Raw genomic sequence first — 16,207 nt, 5'->3', positions numbered from 1 at the left:
TCTTTCGGGAAGTGTCAGTGCGGCACCGGCCAGGCACCCGGTGGGCCTTCGCCCCCGGCCTGCGGTTCCGGAAGGGCCGTGTGCATTCCCAGCAGGGATGTCCGAACAAGGGACATCCATGTCAGCGAGAGTGCGACACGCCCGACCGCGTGGGTCGGAGGAACGAAGGCAGCAGAAGGAATCCGCCGGGTTCCAGAGCGTAAGAGAGACAGGACTACTGAGTAGCCATGGCGGGACAGAAGATCCGCATCCGGCTCAAGGCCTACGACCACGAGGTCATCGACTCCTCGGCGAAGAAGATCGTCGAGACGGTGACCCGCACTGGTGCGTCGGTCGCGGGCCCGGTGCCGCTGCCCACTGAGAAGAACGTGTACTGCGTCATCAAGTCGCCGCACAAGTACAAGGACTCGCGCGAGCACTTCGAGATGCGCACGCACAAGCGCCTGATCGACATCCTCGACCCCACCCCCAAGACCGTTGACTCTCTGATGCGACTCGACCTCCCGGCCGGTGTCGACATCGAGATCAAGCTCTGAGGCCGGTGATCTGAGAGATGGCTAAGCAGATCAAGGGCATCCTGGGCGAGAAGCTCGGCATGACGCAGGTGTGGGACGCGAACAACCGCGTCGTCCCGGTCACCGTCGTCAAGGCCGGCCCCAACGTCGTCACCCAGGTCCGCACGAACGATGTCGACGGCTACGAGTCCGTCCAGATCGCCTTCGGCGAGATCGACCCGCGCAAGGTGAACAAGCCCCTCAAGGGCCACTTCGCCAAGGCCGACGTCACCCCCCGTCGCCACCTCGTCGAGATCCGCACCGCGGACGCCTCCGAGTACACGCTGGGCCAGGAGATCACCGCTGAGGTGTTCGAGGCCGGCGTGAAGGTCGACGTGACCGGCAAGAGCAAGGGCAAGGGCTTCGCCGGTGTCATGAAGCGCCACAACTTCCGTGGCCTCGGCGCCGGACACGGCACCCAGCGCAAGCACCGCTCTCCCGGTTCCATCGGTGGCTGCGCCACCCCGGGCCGTGTGTTCAAGGGCCTCCGCATGGCGGGTCGCATGGGCAACGAGCGGGTCACCACCCAGAACCTGACCGTCCACGCCGTTGACGCGGAGAAGGGTCTGCTGCTCATCAAGGGCGCGGTTCCCGGTCCGAACGGCGGCCTCGTCCTGGTCCGCACCGCGGCCAAGGGGGCCTGAGGTAATGAGCACTGTTGACATCCTTTCGCCGGCGGGCGACAAGGCCGGTTCCGTCGAGCTCCCCGCGGAGATCTTCGGCGTTGAGAAGGTCAGCATCCCGCTGATCCACCAGGTCGTCGTCGCACAGCTGGCCGCTGCCCGTCAGGGCACGCACAAGACCAAGACCCGTGGCGAGGTCCGCGGCGGTGGCAAGAAGCCGTACCGCCAGAAGGGCACCGGTCGCGCCCGTCAGGGTTCGACCCGCGCGCCGCAGTTCGCCGGTGGTGGCGTCGTGCACGGTCCCGTGCCGCGTGACTACTCGCAGCGGACCCCGAAGAAGATGAAGGCTGCCGCCCTGCGTCACGCCCTCACCGACCGGGCCCGCCACAACCGCATCCACGTCGTCTCCGGCGTCGTCGAGGGTGAGAACCCGTCGACGAAGGCCGCCAGGACGCTGTTCGGCAAGATCTCGGAGCGCAAGAACCTGCTCCTGGTCGTCGACCGCGCCGACGAGGCCGCGTGGCTGTCCGCCCGCAACCTGCCCCAGGTCCACATCCTGGAGCCGGGCCAGCTGAACACGTACGACGTTCTCGTCTCGGACGACGTGGTCTTCACCAAGGCTGCCTTCGAGTCCTTCGTGTCCGGCCCGAAGGCCAATGACACCGAAGGGAGCGAGGTCTGATGGCTATCCGTCACCCCGCAATCGCCTCCAAGGCGGCGAAGAAGGCCAAGGCCGCTCGCGTCGCCAAGGCGCGTCGCCACGCCGCCGAGGGCAAGAACACCGTCGAGACCCCGCTGAGCAAGTCCTTCACGGACCCCCGTGACGTGCTGCTCAAGCCGGTCGTCTCCGAGAAGAGCTACGCGCTCCTCGACGAGGGCAAGTACACGTTCATCGTCGACCCGAGCGCCAACAAGACCCAGATCAAGCAGGCCGTCCAGGCGGTCTTCTCGGTCAAGGTCACCGGGGTCAACATGATCAACCGCCAGGGCAAGCGCAAGCGGACCCGCACCGGCTTCGGCCAGCGCGCGTCCACCAAGCGCGCGATCGTGACCCTCGCCGAGGGCGACCGTATCGACATCTTCGGCGGTCCGACCGCCTGAGGGCGGTCCGGATCGTCCGATATCGGACGAGGACTGAGAAATGGGAATCCGCAAGTACAAGCCGACTACGCCGGGCCGTCGCGGCTCGAGCGTCGCCGACTTCGTCGAGGTCACGCGGTCCACGCCGGAGAAGTCGTTGGTCCGCCCCCTGCACAGCAAGGGTGGCCGTAACAACTCCGGTCGTGTGACCGTCCGCCACCAGGGTGGTGGCCACAAGCGCGCCTACCGCGTGATCGACTTCCGTCGTCACGACAAGGACGGCGTGCCGGCGAAGGTCGCGCACATCGAGTACGACCCCAACCGCACCGCGCGCATCGCGCTCCTGCACTACGCGGACGGCGAGAAGCGCTACATCCTCGCGCCGCGTGGCCTGAGCCAGGGCGACCGCGTCGAGAACGGTCCCGGGGCCGACATCAAGCCGGGCAACAACCTCGCCCTGCGTAACATCCCGGTCGGTACCACGCTGCACGCCATCGAGCTGCGGCCGGGCGGCGGCGCGAAGTTCGCCCGCTCCGCCGGCGCCTCGGTGCAGCTGCTCGCGAAGGAGGGCCAGATGGCCCACCTCCGTATGCCGTCCGGTGAGATCCGCCTGGTCGACGTGCGCTGCCGCGCCACCGTCGGCGAGGTGGGCAACGCCGAGCAGAGCAACATCAACTGGGGCAAGGCCGGCCGTAAGCGGTGGCTGGGCGTTCGCCCGACCGTCCGTGGTGTGGTCATGAACCCGGTTGACCACCCGCACGGTGGTGGTGAGGGCCGGACCTCCGGTGGTCGCCACCCGGTGTCCCCGTGGGGCAAGAAGGAAGGCCGTACTCGTTCGCCCAAGAAGGCGTCGAACAAGTACATCGTCCGCCGCCGCAAGACGAACAAGAAGCGCTAAGGACGGGTTGAGATGCCTCGTAGCTTGAAGAAGGGGCCCTTCGTCGACGACCACCTGATGAAGAAGGTGGACGCCCAGAACGAAGCGGGCACCAAGAACGTCATCAAGACCTGGTCCCGTCGCTCGATGATCGTGCCGGCCATGCTCGGCCACACGCTCGCGGTGCACAACGGCAAGACCCACATCCCGGTGTTTGTCACCGAGTCGATGGTCGGCCACAAGCTCGGCGAGTTCTCGCCGACCCGCACCTTCCGGGGCCACGTCAAGGAAGACCGGAAGTCGAAGCGCCGCTAGTCAGCGGGGTGCGAATGACCATGACAAACATCGAAGGGACAACCATGGAAGCCAGGGCCCAGGCGCGGTACATCCGCGTCACGCCCATGAAGGCCCGCCGTGTGGTGGACCTCATCCGTGGCCTGAACGCCACGGAGGCTCAGGCGGTCCTGCGTTTCGCCCCGCAGGCCGCGAGCGTGCCGGTCGGCAAGGTGCTGGACAGCGCCATCGCCAACGCCGCGCACAACTACGACCACACCGATGTCGACAGCCTCTACATCTCCGAGGCCTACGTCGACGAGGGCCCGACCCTGAAGCGGTTCCGTCCGCGCGCCCAGGGCCGTGCCTACCGGATCCGCAAGCGGACCAGCCACATCACCGTGGTCGTCAGCAGCAAGGAAGGAACCCGGTAATGGGCCAGAAGGTAAACCCGCACGGGTTCCGGCTCGGTGTCACGACCGACTTCAAGTCGCGTTGGTACGCCGACAAGCTGTACAAGGACTACGTCAAGGAAGACGTCGCCATCCGTCGGATGATGACGTCCGGCATGGAGCGCGCCGGCATCTCCAAGGTCGAGATCGAGCGCACCCGTGACCGTGTGCGTGTGGACATCCACACCGCTCGTCCGGGCATCGTCATCGGCCGCCGTGGCGCCGAGGCCGACCGCATCCGCGGCGACCTCGAGAAGCTCACGGGCAAGCAGGTCCAGCTGAACATCCTCGAGGTCAAGAACCCCGAGACGGACGCTCAGCTCGTGGCCCAGGCCGTCGCCGAGCAGCTCTCCTCCCGCGTCTCCTTCCGCCGGGCCATGCGCAAGAGCATGCAGTCCGCCATGAAGGCCGGCGCCAAGGGCATCAAGATCCAGTGCGGTGGCCGCCTCGGTGGCGCCGAGATGTCCCGCTCGGAGTTCTACCGCGAGGGCCGTGTGCCCCTGCACACGCTCCGCGCGAACGTGGACTACGGCTTCTTCGAGGCCAAGACGACCTTCGGCCGCATCGGCGTGAAGGTCTGGATCTACAAGGGCGACGTCAAGAACATCGCCGAGGTCCGCGCCGAGAACGCCGCCGCCCGTGCGGGTAACCGCCCGGCCCGCGGTGGTGCCGACCGCCCGGCCCGTGGTGGCCGCGGTGGCGAGCGGCGCGGTCGCAAGCCGCAGCAGGCCGCTGGTTCCGAGGCCCCCAAGGCCGAGGCTCCCGCGTCCGCCGCTCCGGCTGAGAGCACCGGAACGGAGGCCTGACCGAAATGCTGATCCCCCGTAGGGTCAAGCACCGCAAGCAGCACCACCCCAAGCGCAACGGCATGTCCAAGGGTGGCACGCAGGTTGCGTTCGGCGAGTACGGCATCCAGGCGCTGACCCCGGCGTACGTGACGAACCGTCAGATCGAGGCCGCTCGTATCGCCATGACGCGTCACATCAAGCGTGGTGGCAAGGTCTGGATCAACATCTACCCGGACCGCCCCCTCACCAAGAAGCCGGCCGAGACCCGCATGGGTTCCGGTAAGGGTTCGCCGGAGTGGTGGGTGGCCAACGTCAAGCCCGGACGCGTGATGTTCGAGCTGTCGTACCCCAACGAGAAGATCGCGCGCGAGGCCCTGACCCGTGCGGCTCACAAGCTGCCGATGAAGTGCAAGATCGTCAAGCGCGAGGCAGGTGAAGCGTGATGTCGGCCGGTACCAAGGCGTCTGAGCTGCGCGAGCTGGGCAACGAGGAGCTTCTGGCGAAGCTCCGCGAGGCCAAGGAAGAGCTGTTCAACCTCCGCTTCCAGGCGGCGACGGGCCAGCTCGAGAACCACGGCCGGCTGAAGGCCGTCCGTAAGGACATCGCGCGGATCTACACCCTGATGCGTGAGCGCGAGCTGGGCATCGAGACGGTGGAGAGCGCCTGATGAGTGAGAGCAACGTGACTGAGCAGACTGCAGAGGCTCGCGGCTTCCGCAAGACCCGTGAGGGTCTCGTCGTCAGCGACAAGATGGACAAGACCGTCGTCGTCGCCGTCGAGGACCGCGTCAAGCACGCGCTGTACGGCAAGGTCATCCGTCGTACCAGCAAGCTCAAGGCCCACGACGAGCAGAACGCCGCGGGCGTCGGCGACCGCGTCCTCCTCATGGAGACCCGGCCGCTGTCCGCCACCAAGCGCTGGCGCGTCGTCGAGATCCTCGAGAAGGCCAAGTAATCCCTCCTAGGGGGATTCCCTAGGAATCGTTCCGCCAGGCTCGGGGCGGGTGTGCGGGTCTCGCACCCCGCCCCGGGAACCGGCAGACAATCAGGAGATAGACGTGATCCAGCAGGAGTCGCGACTGCGTGTCGCCGACAACACTGGTGCGAAGGAGATCCTTTGCATCCGTGTGCTCGGTGGCTCCGGTCGCCGCTACGCGGGTATCGGTGACGTCATCGTCGCCACCGTCAAGGACGCGATCCCCGGTGGCAACGTGAAGAAGGGTGACGTCGTCAAGGCGGTCATCGTTCGCACCGTCAAGGAGCGCCGCCGTCCGGACGGCTCGTACATCCGCTTCGACGAGAACGCCGCTGTCATTCTCAAGAACGACGGCGACCCTCGTGGCACCCGTATCTTCGGCCCGGTCGGCCGTGAGCTGCGCGAGAAGAAGTTCATGAAGATCATCTCCCTCGCGCCGGAGGTGCTGTGAGCATGAAGATCAAGAAGGGCGACCTGGTCCAGGTCATCACCGGTAAGGACAAGGGCAAGCAGGGCAAGGTCATCGCGGCCTTCCCCCGCGAGGACCGTGTCCTGGTCGAGGGTGTCAACCGGGTCAAGAAGCACACCAAGGCCGGTCCGACGGCTCGCGGTTCGCAGGCCGGCGGCATCGTCACCACCGAGGCGCCGATCCACGTCTCCAACGTCCAGCTGGTCGTGGAGAAGGACGGCAAGAAGGTCGTGACCCGCGTCGGTTACCGCTTCGACGACGAAGGCAACAAGATCCGCGTTGCCAAGCGGACGGGTGAGGACATCTGATGGCTACCACCACCACTCCGCGTCTGAAGCAGAAGTACCGTGAGGAGATCACGGGCAAGCTGCGTGACGAGTTCAAGTACGAGAACGTCATGCAGATCCCCGGTCTCGTCAAGATCGTGGTCAACATGGGTGTGGGCGACGCCGCCCGCGACTCCAAGCTGATCGAGGGCGCCATCCGCGACCTCACCACGATCACCGGTCAGAAGCCGGCCGTCACCAAGGCTCGCAAGTCCATCGCGCAGTTCAAGCTGCGTGAGGGCCAGCCGATCGGTGCCCACGTCACGCTGCGTGGCGACCGCATGTGGGAGTTCCTGGACCGCACCCTGTCGCTCGCGCTGCCGCGCATCCGCGACTTCCGCGGCCTGTCCCCCAAGCAGTTCGACGGCCGTGGCAACTACACCTTCGGTCTCACGGAGCAGGTCATGTTCCACGAGATCGACCAGGACAAGATCGACCGCACCCGGGGTATGGACATCACCGTGGTGACCACGGCGACCAACGACGCTGAGGGCCGCGCGCTCCTTCGTCACCTCGGCTTCCCCTTCAAGGAGGCGTGAGCGAGATGGCGAAGAAGGCTCTGATCGCTAAGGCTGCTCGCAAGCCCAAGTTCGGTGTGCGTGGCTACACCCGCTGCCAGCGCTGCGGCCGCCCGCACTCCGTGTACCGCAAGTTCGGCCTGTGCCGCGTGTGCCTTCGTGAGATGGCTCACCGTGGCGAGCTGCCGGGCGTGACCAAGAGCTCCTGGTAATCCCCCTAATAAGGGATTCGCAGGGCTCTCGGTAAGCATCTGGGGCGGCCGGACGTCCAGCTCACATGCCTTAGGCTTGTGGGGTTGGGCGTCTGCCGCCGCCCTTACGACTTACTACGCCGTAGGTCCACCGCGCCGCACCCGTCCCGTCTCGGATCGGGGAGAGGGATGGCGCACCAGGAAACCCCGGCGAGAGAGGCCGAAGGCCAATTCATGACCATGACTGATCCGATCGCAGACATGCTGACGCGTCTGCGGAACGCGAACTCGGCGTACCACGACTCCGTGGCGATGCCGCACTCGAAGATCAAGTCGCACATCGCGGAGATCCTCCAGCAGGAGGGCTTCATCACGGGCTGGAAGGTCGAGGACGCCGAGGTCGGCAAGAACCTCGTCCTGGAGCTGAAGTTCGGCCCCAACCGTGAGCGCTCCATCGCGGGCATCAAGCGGATCTCCAAGCCCGGTCTCCGGGTGTACGCGAAGTCCACCAACCTGCCGAAGGTTCTCGGCGGCCTGGGCGTGGCCATCATCTCCACGTCCCACGGTCTCCTGACCGACAAGCAGGCGCAGAAGAAGGGCGTGGGTGGGGAAGTCCTCGCCTACGTCTGGTAGTTCGGGAACGGAGGAGAGACAGCAATGTCGCGTATCGGCAAGCTCCCCATCCCGGTTCCCGCCGGCGTGGACGTCACCATCGACGGCCGTACGGTCGCGGTCAAGGGCCCCAAGGGCGAACTGACCCACACCGTCATCGCGCCGATCGACATCGCCAAGGCCGAGGACGGCACCCTTCAGGTGCTCCGGCCCAACGACGAGCGGCAGAGCAAGGCCCTGCACGGCCTGTCCCGCACGCTGGTGGCGAACATGATCACCGGTGTGACCCAGGGATACGTCAAGAAGCTCGAGATCAGCGGTGTGGGTTACCGCGTCGTGGCGAAGGGCTCCAACCTGGAGTTCTCCCTCGGCTACAGCCACCCGATCCTGGTCGAGGCCCCCGAGGGCATCACCTTCAAGGTGGAGTCCCCGACCCGTTTCTCGGTCGAGGGCATCGACAAGCAGAAGGTCGGCGAGGTTGCGGCCAACATCCGCAAGCTGCGCAGGCCCGACCCGTACAAGGCCAAGGGCGTCAAGTACGAGGGCGAAGTCATCCGCCGCAAGGTCGGAAAGGCGGGTAAGTAAGCCATGGCATACGGGCAGAAGATCCTGAAGGGCGACGCCTACAAGCGCGCCGCGATCAAGCGCCGTCACATCCGGATCCGCAAGCGGATCAACGGTACGGCGGAGCGTCCCCGTCTGGTCGTGACCCGCTCCAACCGCCACATCGTGGCGCAGGTGATCGACGACCTGAAGGGCCACACCCTGGCATCGGCGTCCACCCTGGACAGCTCGATCCGCGGTGGCGAGGGCGACAAGTCCGCGCAGGCCAAGCAGGTCGGCGCCCTGGTCGCCGAGCGTGCCAAGGCCGCCGGTGTCGAGGCCGTCGTGTTCGACCGTGGTGGTAACCAGTACGCGGGGCGCATCGCCGCCCTGGCGGACGCCGCCCGCGAGGCCGGGCTCAAGTTCTGAGCCGGTTCCGTAGCTAGCGGAAACAGAGAGAGGTAATTCCAATGGCTGGACCCCAGCGCCGCGGTGGCGGTGCCGGTGGCGGCGAGCGGCGGGACCGGAAGGGCCGTGACGGCGGCGCTGCTGCCGCCGAGAAGACCGCGTACGTTGAGCGCGTCGTCGCGATCAACCGCGTCGCCAAGGTTGTGAAGGGTGGTCGTCGCTTCAGCTTCACCGCGCTGGTCGTGGTGGGCGACGGTGACGGCACCGTGGGTGTCGGATACGGCAAGGCCAAGGAGGTGCCGGCCGCCATCGCCAAGGGCGTTGAGGAGGCCAAGAAGCACTTCTTCAAGGTCCCGCGTATCCAGGGCACCATCCCGCACCCCATCCAGGGTGAGAAGGCTGCCGGCGTCGTGCTGCTCAAGCCCGCGTCGCCCGGTACCGGTGTTATCGCCGGTGGTCCGGTGCGTGCCGTGCTCGAGTGCGCCGGTATCCACGACGTGCTGTCGAAGTCGCTCGGCTCCGACAACGCCATCAACATCGTGCACGCCACCGTGGAGGCCCTGAAGGGCCTGCAGCGTCCCGAGGAGATCGCGGCCCGCCGTGGTCTGCCGCTCGAGGACGTCGCCCCCGCGGCTCTGCTGCGTGCGCGTGCCGGGGCGGGTGTGTGATCATGGCGCAGCTCAAGATCACGCAGGTCAAGTCCTACATCGGCAGCAAGCAGAACCACCGTGACACCCTGCGCACCCTTGGTCTCAAGGGCATCAACACGCAGGTCGTCAAGGAGGACCGCCCCGAGTTCCGCGGCATGGTGCACACCGTCCGCCACCTCGTGACGGTCGAGGAGGTCGACTGATCATGGCGGAGCAGAACCCGCTCAAGATCCACAACCTCCGTCCCGCCCCGGGCGCCAAGACCGCCAAGACCCGTGTCGGTCGTGGTGAGGCGTCGAAGGGTAAGACGGCCGGTCGTGGTACCAAGGGCACGAAGGCCCGCTACCAGGTTCCGGAGCGCTTCGAGGGTGGCCAGATGCCCCTCCACATGCGTCTCCCGAAGCTGAAGGGCTTCAAGAACCCGTTCAAGACCGAGTACCAGGTCGTGAACCTCGACAAGCTGGCCGCGCTCTACCCCGAGGGTGGCGAGGTCACCGTCGAGGGTCTGGTGGCCAAGGGTGCCGTTCGCAAGAACGCGCTCGTCAAGGTGCTCGGCCAGGGCGAGATCTCCGTGGCGCTGCAGGTGACGGTCGACGCCGTCTCCGGCTCCGCCAAGGAGAAGATCACCGCCGCCGGCGGTTCCGTCACCGAGCTCGTCTGACCTCACAGGCGTCTCGATGACCTGAGCGATCCCGACCGGGGATACCCCACAAATGGGGTATCCCCGGTCGGTCGTTCCTAGGGCGGCAGTCTCGCCGGTAAGGTGGCCTGCACTGCCCTCTTTACACAGGGTGCTGCACTTCCGGCACTCTGAGCGGCAGTTGACCGTTACCTATTCGTCGAACCTCAAGACCGTCACCCTTGACGCAGTTGCGCGGGGGTCGCAGGAGGCACCGTGCTCACCGCGTTCGCCCGGGCGTTCAAGACGCCCGACCTGCGCAAGAAGCTGCTCTTCACGCTCGGCATCATCGTGGTCTACCGGGTCGGTACGCACATCCCGATCCCAGGCGTCGACTACCGGAACGTCCAGACCTGTATCGACGCGGCCCAGGCCAACCAGGGCCTGTTCGGTCTCGTCAACATGTTCAGCGGCGGCGCGCTGCTGCAGATCACGATCTTCGCGCTGGGCATCATGCCGTACATCACGGCGAGCATCATTCTGCAGCTGCTGACCGTGGTGATCCCGCGCCTGGAAGCCCTGAAGAAGGAGGGCCAGGCCGGTACGGCGAAGATCACCCAGTACACGCGTTACCTGACGATCGCCCTGGCCATCCTCCAGGGCACCGGCCTCGTCGCCACCGCCCGCAGCGGAGCGCTGTTCCAGGGCTGCCCGGTGGCCAGCCAGATCGTCCCCGACCAGTCGATCTTCGTCACCATCACCATGGTCATCACCATGACCGCCGGTACGGCCGCCGTCATGTGGCTCGGTGAGCTCATCACCGACCGCGGCATCGGCAACGGCATGTCGATCCTGATGTTCATCTCGATCGCCGCCACCTTCCCGTCCGCCCTGTGGGCGATCAAGGAGCAGGGCTCGCTGGCCGACGGCTGGATCGAGTTCGGCACCGTGATCCTGGTCGGTCTCGTCATGGTCGGCCTGGTCGTCTTCGTCGAGCAGGCCCAGCGCCGCATCCCGGTGCAGTACGCCAAGCGGATGATCGGCCGCCGCTCCTACGGCGGTACGTCCACGTACATCCCGCTCAAGGTGAACCAGGCGGGTGTGATCCCTGTCATCTTCGCCTCGTCGCTGCTCTACATCCCGGCGCTGATCGCCCAGTTCGCCGGAGGCAACTCGGGCTGGAAGACCTGGATCGAGCAACACTTCGTCAAGGGCGACCACCCGTATTACATCGCTTCGTACTTCCTGCTGATCGTTTTCTTCGCGTTCTTCTATGTGGCGATCTCCTTCAACCCCGAGGAAGTCGCCGACAACATGAAGAAGTATGGTGGCTTCATCCCGGGCATCCGGGCTGGCCGACCGACCGCTGAGTACCTCAGCTACGTACTCAACCGGATCACCTGGCCGGGTTCGCTGTACCTGGGTCTGATCGCTCTCGTACCGACGATGGCGTTGGTTGGTTTTGGGGCAAACCAGAACTTCCCGTTCGGCGGGACCAGCATCCTGATCATCGTGGGTGTCGGCCTGGAGACGGTGAAGCAGATCGAGAGCCAGCTCCAGCAGCGCAATTACGAAGGGTTCCTCCGCTGATGCGAATCGTCCTCGTCGGTCCGCCGGGTGCCGGTAAGGGAACGCAGGCCGCGTTCCTGGCCAAGAACCTGTCGATCCCGCACATCTCCACGGGCGACCTGTTCCGGGCCAACATCAGCCAGCAGACGGAACTCGGCAAACTGGCGAAGTCCTACATGGACGCGGGCAACCTGGTGCCCGACGAGGTCACCATCGCGATGGCGAAGGACCGCATGGAGCAGCCGGACGCCGAGAACGGCTTCCTGCTGGACGGCTTCCCGCGCAACGTCTCCCAGGCCGAGGCGCTCGACGAACTGCTCGAGACCGAGAGCATGCAGCTCGACGCCGTGCTGGACCTGGAGGTCCCGGAGGACGAGGTCGTCAAGCGGATCGCCGGCCGGCGCATCTGCCGCAACGACTCCTCGCACGTCTTCCACGTGACGTACAAGCAGCCGGCCAAGGAGGGCGTCTGCGACGTCTGCGGCGGCGAGCTCTACCAGCGGGACGACGACTCCGAGGACACCGTCCGGACGCGGCTGGAGGTCTACCACACCCAGACCGAGCCGATCATCGACTACTACAAGGCGCAGGGCCTGGTGGTCACGATCTCGGCGCTCGGCAAGGTGGAGGACGTCACGACGCGCGCCATGGAGGCGCTGGGGCGTGGCGAGGACGGCAAGTAGTCGTTCGTACGCAGCTACGGCCGCGGTTCCCGCTTCAGGGGCCGCGGCTGCTGCGTGGACGGGGCCGGTCGCGAGGCCCCGTATCGTTGAAGGCGTTCGTACCCGCCGAAGGTCCAGAAAGGCCGTAGCCCCCATGGTGCAGATCAAGAGCCCCGAGCAGATCGCCAAGATGCGTGAGGCGGGGCTGGTCGTCGCCGCCATCCACGCGGCGACCCGTGAAGCCGCCGTGCCCGGGGCCACGACGAAGGATCTGGACCAGGTCGCCCGCAAGGTGCTCGCCGAGCACAACGCCAAGCCGAACTTCCTCGGCTACGGCGGCTTCCCGGCGACGATCTGCACGTCCGTGAACGAGGTCGTCGTCCACGGCATCCCGTCCGACGAGGTGGTCCTCAAGGACGGGGACATCATCTCCATCGACTGCGGCGCGATCATCGACGGCTGGCACGGCGACGCCGCCTACACGGCCTTCGTGGGATCCGGTCACGCCCCGGAGCTGGTCGAGCTCTCCCGGGTGACCGAGGAGTCGATGTGGGCCGGCATCGCGGCCATGAAGCAGGGCAACCGGCTGGTCGACGTCTCCCGGGCCATCGAGACCTACATCCGCCGCCAGCCCAAGCCGGGCGGCGGCAAGTACGGGATCATCGAGGACTACGGCGGGCACGGCATCGGCACCGAGATGCACATGGACCCGCACCTGCTGAACTACGTCGACCGGCGGCGCGGCAAGGGCCCGAAGCTGGTGCCGGGCTTCTGCCTGGCGATCGAGCCGATGGTGTCCCTGGGGACGCCGAAGACCGAGGTCCTCGAGGACGACTGGACGGTCATCACCACGGACGGCACGTGGTCGTCGCACTGGGAGCACTCGGTCGCCCTGACGGAGGAGGGGCCGCTGGTGCTGACGTCTCCCGACGGGGGGAAGGCGAAGCTGGCGGAGCTGGGCGTTGTCGCCGCTCCGGACCCGCTGGGCTGAGCGCCTACCGGGCGGGGTGGTCCGGTCAGGTGGCGGCCGCGGCTTCGTCGTGGTTGTTCGCGCAGCTCCCCGCGCCCCTTCGGGGGCGCTTAAAGCTCGCCCCGTCGGGGCAGACTTCCCCGATTCGTGTTTCTGAGGGGCCTGACGTAGACTGACTCGTCGGCTCTTGTGTACCCGCATGTCTGCATGCGCTCGCATGGAGTCGATCAAGGTAGTCGATTCGAAGGGCGAAGCGTGGCCAAGAAGCAAGGTGCCATCGAGATCGAGGGCACTGTCGTCGAGTCTCTGCCGAACGCCATGTTCAAGGTCGAGCTCCAGAACGGCCACCAGGTCCTGGCACACATCAGCGGCAAGATGCGCATGCACTACATCCGCATCCTCCCTGACGACCGGGTCGTGGTGGAGCTGTCTCCGTACGACCTGACGCGTGGCCGGATCGTCTACCGCTACAAGTAGATCTTGCCCGCATCCCGCTTCCGGCGGGGTGGTGGCACTGACCCGGAGAACCTCACCTAATGAAGGTCAAGCCGAGCGTCAAGAAGATCTGCGACAAGTGCAGGGTGATCCGCCGTCACGGCCGGGTCATGGTCATCTGCGACAACCCGCGCCACAAGCAGCGCCAGGGCTGACGCACGACCGATCCCTCTGCATCCATCGCAGGGATTCGCGCGACGCGAGCTGAATATGTTCATACGCAGGACCCAAGCCGACACGGCTTGACACCCCCGGTTCGGAGGCCGGGGACCCAGTTCGTACCTGGTACGGCGGCTGGGAGTCGGTTCTGTGGAAGACCTCCGACAAGTAACTGGAGCCATTGAATGGCACGCGTTTCCGGTGTTGACATCCCGCGCGACAAGCGCGTGGAGATCGCCCTCACCTACGTGTTCGGCATCGGCCGGACCCTGTCCCAGCAGACGCTGGCCGCCACCGGCGTGGACCCGAACACCCGTGTTCGTGACCTCACCGAGGAGCAGCTGGTCGCGATCCGCGAGTTCGTGGACAACAACATCAAGACCGAGGGTGACCTCCGTCGCGAGATCCAGGCCGACATCCGCCGCAAGGTCGAGATCGGTACCTACCAGGGTCTGCGTCACCGTCGTGGTCTGCCCGTCCGCGGTCAGCGCACCAGCACCAACGCCCGCACCCGCAAGGGCCCGCGTCGCGCCATCGCCGGCAAGAAGAAGCCGGGCAAGAAGTAGTCCTCAGCGGACGCTCGTCAGCGGTCTTCGCTGCAGGACCGACCACCTCCCGTAGGAGTTATAGATGCCCCCCAAGGGACGTCAGGGCGCTGCCAAGAAGGTGCGCCGCAAGGAAAAGAAGAACGTCGCTCACGGCCACGCGCACATCAAGAGCACGTTCAACAACACGATCGTCTCGATCACGGACCCGTCCGGCAACGTGATCTCCTGGGCCTCCGCCGGCCACGTCGGCTTCAAGGGCTCCCGGAAGTCCACGCCGTTCGCCGCGCAGATGGCCGCCGAGTCGGCCGCCCGCCGCGCCCAGGAGCACGGCATGCGCAAGGTCGACGTGTTCGTCAAGGGCCCGGGCTCCGGTCGTGAGACCGCGATCCGCTCCCTGCAGGCCACGGGCCTCGAGGTCGGCTCCATCCAGGACGTCACCCCGACCCCGCACAACGGCTGCCGTCCGCCGAAGCGCCGCCGCGTCTGACGCCTGCGCTTCCAGGGCTAGCTGTGCCTCCGGACTTCTCGGCCGGGGGTGTGGGGGTTGTCCCCCACATGTAACAGCCGGGCGGTACGGCTCTGTAAAGGGCCGTATCGCCCGTACCCTTGCAGTACCCGTCCCTTTCCGTCGGGACGGTTCAAGTCGGGCGTCAAATAGCGGGCGCCCCCGACTGAAGGATCTGATCCACACATGCTGATCGCTCAGCGTCCCTCGTTGACCGAAGAGGTCGTCGACGAGTTCCGCTCCCGGTTCGTGATCGAGCCGCTGGAGCCGGGCTTCGGTTACACCCTCGGCAACTCCCTGCGCCGGACCCTCCTCTCCTCGATCCCGGGTGCGGCGGTCACGTCCATCCGCATCGACGGCGTGCTGCACGAGTTCACCACCGTGCCGGGCGTCAAGGAGGACGTCACCGACCTGATCCTCAACATCAAGCAGCTGGTCGTCTCCTCGGAGCACGACGAGCCGGTCGTGATGTACCTGCGCAAGCAGGGCCCGGGTCTGGTCACCGCCGCCGACATCGCGCCCCCGGCCGGTGTCGAGGTGCACAACCCCGACCTCGTCCTCGCCACGCTCAACGGCAAGGGCAAGCTGGAGATGGAGCTGACGGTCGAGCGCGGCCGCGGTTACGTCTCCGCCGTGCAGAACAAGCAGGTCGGTCAGGAGATCGGGCGCATCCCGGTCGACTCGATCTACTCGCCGGTTCTCAAGGTCACGTACAAGGTCGAGGCCACGCGTGTCGAGCAGCGCACCGACTTCGACAAGCTGATCGTCGACGTCGAGACCAAGCAGGCCATGCGTCCGCGTGACGCCATGGCGTCGGCCGGCAAGACCCTGGTCGAGCTGTTCGGTCTCGCCCGCGAGCTGAACATCGACGCCGAGGGCATCGACATGGGTCCGTCCCCGACGGACGCCGCCCTGGCCGCCGACCTGGCGCTGCCGATCGAGGAGCTGGAGCTCACCGTTCGGTCGTACAACTGCCTCAAGCGTGAGGGCATCCACTCCGTGGGTGAGCTCGTGGCGCGTTCCGAGGCCGACCTCCTCGACATTCGCAACTTCGGTGCGAAGTCCATCGACGAGGTCAAGGCGAAGCTGGCGGGTATGGGCCTGGCGCTCAAGGACTCCCCGCCCGGATTCGACCCGACCGCTGCGGCCGACGCCTTCGGTGCGGACGACGACGCGGACGCCGGGTTCGTCGAGACCGAGCAGTACTGATCGCTCCGCGGGGAGGCAGTACTGCGTCCGCGGACCGGCCGTGGCTGGTCGCGCGGTTCCCCGCGCCCCTTCCAGGCCCCCTCCGGGGGGCCTGGATCTCCGACGGGCAAACCCGCTCGCTCGGATACTGAC

Annotated in this window: 29 protein-coding genes; all 29 read left to right on the top strand. The window is 66.4% G+C overall.

What is annotated here, in order from left to right; translation table 11 throughout:
- Window positions 1-227 precede the first annotated feature (227 nt).
- The 29 genes from rpsJ to IE212_RS02170 all read left to right on the top strand — a co-directional run bounded on the left by rpsJ (window position 228) and on the right by IE212_RS02170 (window position 16,075).
- Entirely contained in the window at window positions 228-536 is a 309-nt protein-coding gene (gene rpsJ, locus IE212_RS02310; RefSeq protein ID WP_003948644.1) for a 30S ribosomal protein S10, read from the top strand.
- 17 nt (window positions 537-553) lie between these two features.
- Window positions 554-1,198: a 50S ribosomal protein L3 gene (gene rplC / locus IE212_RS02305; protein WP_010036739.1), complete on the top strand. Its 645-nt coding sequence runs from the start codon at window positions 554-556 to the stop codon at window positions 1,196-1,198.
- A 4-nt stretch (window positions 1,199-1,202) separates the two neighbouring features.
- Window positions 1,203-1,859, top strand: coding sequence for a 50S ribosomal protein L4 (gene rplD / locus IE212_RS02300; protein ID WP_190195939.1), 657 nt, complete (start codon window positions 1,203-1,205; stop codon window positions 1,857-1,859).
- On the top strand, window positions 1,859-2,278 hold the full coding sequence (rplW, locus tag IE212_RS02295) for a 50S ribosomal protein L23 (RefSeq protein WP_190195938.1): 420 nt from the start codon (window positions 1,859-1,861) through the stop codon (window positions 2,276-2,278). Before rplD ends, rplW begins: the two co-directional genes overlap by 1 nt.
- A gap of 40 nt (window positions 2,279-2,318) precedes the next feature.
- Complete coding sequence (rplB, locus tag IE212_RS02290) at window positions 2,319-3,155, top strand: 50S ribosomal protein L2 (RefSeq protein WP_006130778.1); 837 nt, start codon at window positions 2,319-2,321, stop codon at window positions 3,153-3,155.
- Between the two features lie 12 nt (window positions 3,156-3,167).
- Window positions 3,168-3,449, top strand: a complete 282-nt coding sequence (gene rpsS, locus IE212_RS02285; protein WP_030233885.1) for a 30S ribosomal protein S19 — start codon at window positions 3,168-3,170, stop codon at window positions 3,447-3,449.
- 44 nt (window positions 3,450-3,493) lie between these two features.
- A complete protein-coding gene (gene rplV / locus IE212_RS02280) occupies window positions 3,494-3,841 on the top strand; it encodes a 50S ribosomal protein L22 (RefSeq protein WP_010036727.1) in 348 nt (115 codons plus the stop codon).
- Window positions 3,841-4,665: a 30S ribosomal protein S3 gene (gene rpsC, locus IE212_RS02275; RefSeq protein WP_030233882.1), complete on the top strand. Its 825-nt coding sequence runs from the start codon at window positions 3,841-3,843 to the stop codon at window positions 4,663-4,665. The genes rplV and rpsC overlap by 1 nt, the downstream gene beginning before the upstream one ends.
- 5 nt (window positions 4,666-4,670) lie before the next feature.
- A complete protein-coding gene (rplP, locus tag IE212_RS02270) occupies window positions 4,671-5,090 on the top strand; it encodes a 50S ribosomal protein L16 (RefSeq protein ID WP_004984526.1) in 420 nt (139 codons plus the stop codon).
- Window positions 5,090-5,314 (top strand): 50S ribosomal protein L29, encoded by a 225-nt coding sequence (gene rpmC / locus IE212_RS02265; protein WP_003974259.1) that lies wholly within the window; start codon window positions 5,090-5,092, stop codon window positions 5,312-5,314. Before rplP ends, rpmC begins: the two co-directional genes overlap by 1 nt.
- A complete protein-coding gene (gene rpsQ, locus IE212_RS02260) occupies window positions 5,314-5,601 on the top strand; it encodes a 30S ribosomal protein S17 (protein ID WP_030233870.1) in 288 nt (95 codons plus the stop codon). The genes rpmC and rpsQ overlap by 1 nt, the downstream gene beginning before the upstream one ends.
- Before the next feature lie 103 nt (window positions 5,602-5,704).
- Window positions 5,705-6,073 (top strand): 50S ribosomal protein L14, encoded by a 369-nt coding sequence (gene rplN / locus IE212_RS02255; protein WP_003998823.1) that lies wholly within the window; start codon window positions 5,705-5,707, stop codon window positions 6,071-6,073.
- Between the two features lie 2 nt (window positions 6,074-6,075).
- Complete coding sequence (rplX, locus tag IE212_RS02250; RefSeq protein ID WP_010036713.1) at window positions 6,076-6,399, top strand: 50S ribosomal protein L24; 324 nt, start codon at window positions 6,076-6,078, stop codon at window positions 6,397-6,399.
- On the top strand, window positions 6,399-6,956 hold the full coding sequence (gene rplE, locus IE212_RS02245) for a 50S ribosomal protein L5 (protein ID WP_033308965.1): 558 nt from the start codon (window positions 6,399-6,401) through the stop codon (window positions 6,954-6,956). The genes rplX and rplE overlap by 1 nt, the downstream gene beginning before the upstream one ends.
- A 5-nt stretch (window positions 6,957-6,961) precedes the next feature.
- A complete protein-coding gene (locus IE212_RS02240; protein WP_003948630.1) occupies window positions 6,962-7,147 on the top strand; it encodes a type Z 30S ribosomal protein S14 in 186 nt (61 codons plus the stop codon).
- A gap of 213 nt (window positions 7,148-7,360) precedes the next feature.
- Entirely contained in the window at window positions 7,361-7,759 is a 399-nt protein-coding gene (gene rpsH, locus IE212_RS02235) for a 30S ribosomal protein S8 (protein WP_003992367.1), read from the top strand.
- A 24-nt stretch (window positions 7,760-7,783) separates the two neighbouring features.
- Window positions 7,784-8,323, top strand: a complete 540-nt coding sequence (rplF, locus tag IE212_RS02230; protein ID WP_010036705.1) for a 50S ribosomal protein L6 — start codon at window positions 7,784-7,786, stop codon at window positions 8,321-8,323.
- A gap of 3 nt (window positions 8,324-8,326) precedes the next feature.
- Window positions 8,327-8,710, top strand: a complete 384-nt coding sequence (gene rplR, locus IE212_RS02225; RefSeq protein ID WP_010036704.1) for a 50S ribosomal protein L18 — start codon at window positions 8,327-8,329, stop codon at window positions 8,708-8,710.
- 41 nt (window positions 8,711-8,751) lie between these two features.
- Window positions 8,752-9,357 (top strand): 30S ribosomal protein S5, encoded by a 606-nt coding sequence (rpsE, locus tag IE212_RS02220; protein WP_004984517.1) that lies wholly within the window; start codon window positions 8,752-8,754, stop codon window positions 9,355-9,357.
- 2 nt (window positions 9,358-9,359) lie between these two features.
- Window positions 9,360-9,542 carry a 50S ribosomal protein L30 gene (rpmD, locus tag IE212_RS02215; RefSeq protein WP_026244147.1) on the top strand — a complete coding sequence of 61 codons (183 nt, stop codon included), beginning with the start codon at window positions 9,360-9,362 and terminating at the stop codon, window positions 9,540-9,542.
- 2 nt (window positions 9,543-9,544) lie between these two features.
- Entirely contained in the window at window positions 9,545-10,000 is a 456-nt protein-coding gene (gene rplO / locus IE212_RS02210; RefSeq protein WP_094054456.1) for a 50S ribosomal protein L15, read from the top strand.
- A gap of 234 nt (window positions 10,001-10,234) precedes the next feature.
- Window positions 10,235-11,548: a preprotein translocase subunit SecY gene (secY, locus tag IE212_RS02205; protein ID WP_190195937.1), complete on the top strand. Its 1,314-nt coding sequence runs from the start codon at window positions 10,235-10,237 to the stop codon at window positions 11,546-11,548.
- Window positions 11,548-12,210, top strand: a complete 663-nt coding sequence (locus IE212_RS02200; protein ID WP_190195936.1) for an adenylate kinase — start codon at window positions 11,548-11,550, stop codon at window positions 12,208-12,210. The genes secY and IE212_RS02200 overlap by 1 nt, the downstream gene beginning before the upstream one ends.
- 133 nt (window positions 12,211-12,343) lie before the next feature.
- Entirely contained in the window at window positions 12,344-13,180 is an 837-nt protein-coding gene (gene map / locus IE212_RS02195) for a type I methionyl aminopeptidase (protein WP_190195935.1), read from the top strand.
- A 234-nt stretch (window positions 13,181-13,414) separates the two neighbouring features.
- On the top strand, window positions 13,415-13,636 hold the full coding sequence (gene infA / locus IE212_RS02190) for a translation initiation factor IF-1 (RefSeq protein ID WP_003948620.1): 222 nt from the start codon (window positions 13,415-13,417) through the stop codon (window positions 13,634-13,636).
- Window positions 13,637-13,695: 59 nt separating this feature from the next.
- On the top strand, window positions 13,696-13,809 hold the full coding sequence (gene rpmJ / locus IE212_RS02185; protein ID WP_003974245.1) for a 50S ribosomal protein L36: 114 nt from the start codon (window positions 13,696-13,698) through the stop codon (window positions 13,807-13,809).
- A 189-nt stretch (window positions 13,810-13,998) separates the two neighbouring features.
- Window positions 13,999-14,379: a 30S ribosomal protein S13 gene (gene rpsM / locus IE212_RS02180; RefSeq protein WP_190195934.1), complete on the top strand. Its 381-nt coding sequence runs from the start codon at window positions 13,999-14,001 to the stop codon at window positions 14,377-14,379.
- 64 nt (window positions 14,380-14,443) lie between these two features.
- Entirely contained in the window at window positions 14,444-14,848 is a 405-nt protein-coding gene (rpsK, locus tag IE212_RS02175; RefSeq protein WP_003956432.1) for a 30S ribosomal protein S11, read from the top strand.
- 204 nt (window positions 14,849-15,052) lie between these two features.
- A complete protein-coding gene (locus tag IE212_RS02170; protein WP_003966937.1) occupies window positions 15,053-16,075 on the top strand; it encodes a DNA-directed RNA polymerase subunit alpha in 1,023 nt (340 codons plus the stop codon).
- The last annotated feature ends 132 nt before the right edge of the window (window positions 16,076-16,207 follow it).

This window comes from Streptomyces djakartensis, from assembly GCF_014651075.1.
Classification (GTDB): domain Bacteria; phylum Actinomycetota; class Actinomycetes; order Streptomycetales; family Streptomycetaceae; genus Streptomyces; species Streptomyces djakartensis.
This window is presented reverse-complemented; position numbering and strand designations above follow the sequence as displayed.

What these genes read in the sequence shown, in the direction of transcription:
- IE212_RS02200 (WP_190195936.1), top strand. Translation starts at nt 11,548, where the DNA reads ATGCGAATCGTCCTCGTCGGTCCGCCGGGTGCCGGTAAGGGAACGCAG.
- rpsE (WP_004984517.1), top strand. Translation starts at nt 8,752, where the DNA reads ATGGCTGGACCCCAGCGCCGCGGTGGCGGTGCCGGTGGCGGCGAGCGG.
- rpmC (WP_003974259.1), top strand. Translation starts at nt 5,090, where the DNA reads ATGTCGGCCGGTACCAAGGCGTCTGAGCTGCGCGAGCTGGGCAACGAG.
- rplR (WP_010036704.1), top strand. Translation starts at nt 8,327, where the DNA reads ATGGCATACGGGCAGAAGATCCTGAAGGGCGACGCCTACAAGCGCGCC.
- rplX (WP_010036713.1), top strand. Translation starts at nt 6,076, where the DNA reads ATGAAGATCAAGAAGGGCGACCTGGTCCAGGTCATCACCGGTAAGGAC.
- map (WP_190195935.1), top strand. Translation starts at nt 12,344, where the DNA reads ATGGTGCAGATCAAGAGCCCCGAGCAGATCGCCAAGATGCGTGAGGCG.
- rplC (WP_010036739.1), top strand. Translation starts at nt 554, where the DNA reads ATGGCTAAGCAGATCAAGGGCATCCTGGGCGAGAAGCTCGGCATGACG.
- rpsH (WP_003992367.1), top strand. Translation starts at nt 7,361, where the DNA reads ATGACCATGACTGATCCGATCGCAGACATGCTGACGCGTCTGCGGAAC.
- rplO (WP_094054456.1), top strand. Translation starts at nt 9,545, where the DNA reads ATGGCGGAGCAGAACCCGCTCAAGATCCACAACCTCCGTCCCGCCCCG.
- rpsM (WP_190195934.1), top strand. Translation starts at nt 13,999, where the DNA reads ATGGCACGCGTTTCCGGTGTTGACATCCCGCGCGACAAGCGCGTGGAG.
- rpsS (WP_030233885.1), top strand. Translation starts at nt 3,168, where the DNA reads ATGCCTCGTAGCTTGAAGAAGGGGCCCTTCGTCGACGACCACCTGATG.
- rpmJ (WP_003974245.1), top strand. Translation starts at nt 13,696, where the DNA reads ATGAAGGTCAAGCCGAGCGTCAAGAAGATCTGCGACAAGTGCAGGGTG.
- rpsQ (WP_030233870.1), top strand. Translation starts at nt 5,314, where the DNA reads ATGAGTGAGAGCAACGTGACTGAGCAGACTGCAGAGGCTCGCGGCTTC.
- rpsJ (WP_003948644.1), top strand. Translation starts at nt 228, where the DNA reads ATGGCGGGACAGAAGATCCGCATCCGGCTCAAGGCCTACGACCACGAG.
- rpmD (WP_026244147.1), top strand. Translation starts at nt 9,360, where the DNA reads ATGGCGCAGCTCAAGATCACGCAGGTCAAGTCCTACATCGGCAGCAAG.
- rplV (WP_010036727.1), top strand. Translation starts at nt 3,494, where the DNA reads ATGGAAGCCAGGGCCCAGGCGCGGTACATCCGCGTCACGCCCATGAAG.
- rplP (WP_004984526.1), top strand. Translation starts at nt 4,671, where the DNA reads ATGCTGATCCCCCGTAGGGTCAAGCACCGCAAGCAGCACCACCCCAAG.
- rplW (WP_190195938.1), top strand. Translation starts at nt 1,859, where the DNA reads ATGGCTATCCGTCACCCCGCAATCGCCTCCAAGGCGGCGAAGAAGGCC.
- rpsK (WP_003956432.1), top strand. Translation starts at nt 14,444, where the DNA reads ATGCCCCCCAAGGGACGTCAGGGCGCTGCCAAGAAGGTGCGCCGCAAG.
- IE212_RS02170 (WP_003966937.1), top strand. Translation starts at nt 15,053, where the DNA reads ATGCTGATCGCTCAGCGTCCCTCGTTGACCGAAGAGGTCGTCGACGAG.
- rplE (WP_033308965.1), top strand. Translation starts at nt 6,399, where the DNA reads ATGGCTACCACCACCACTCCGCGTCTGAAGCAGAAGTACCGTGAGGAG.
- IE212_RS02240 (WP_003948630.1), top strand. Translation starts at nt 6,962, where the DNA reads ATGGCGAAGAAGGCTCTGATCGCTAAGGCTGCTCGCAAGCCCAAGTTC.
- rplD (WP_190195939.1), top strand. Translation starts at nt 1,203, where the DNA reads ATGAGCACTGTTGACATCCTTTCGCCGGCGGGCGACAAGGCCGGTTCC.
- rpsC (WP_030233882.1), top strand. Translation starts at nt 3,841, where the DNA reads ATGGGCCAGAAGGTAAACCCGCACGGGTTCCGGCTCGGTGTCACGACC.
- rplF (WP_010036705.1), top strand. Translation starts at nt 7,784, where the DNA reads ATGTCGCGTATCGGCAAGCTCCCCATCCCGGTTCCCGCCGGCGTGGAC.
- rplB (WP_006130778.1), top strand. Translation starts at nt 2,319, where the DNA reads ATGGGAATCCGCAAGTACAAGCCGACTACGCCGGGCCGTCGCGGCTCG.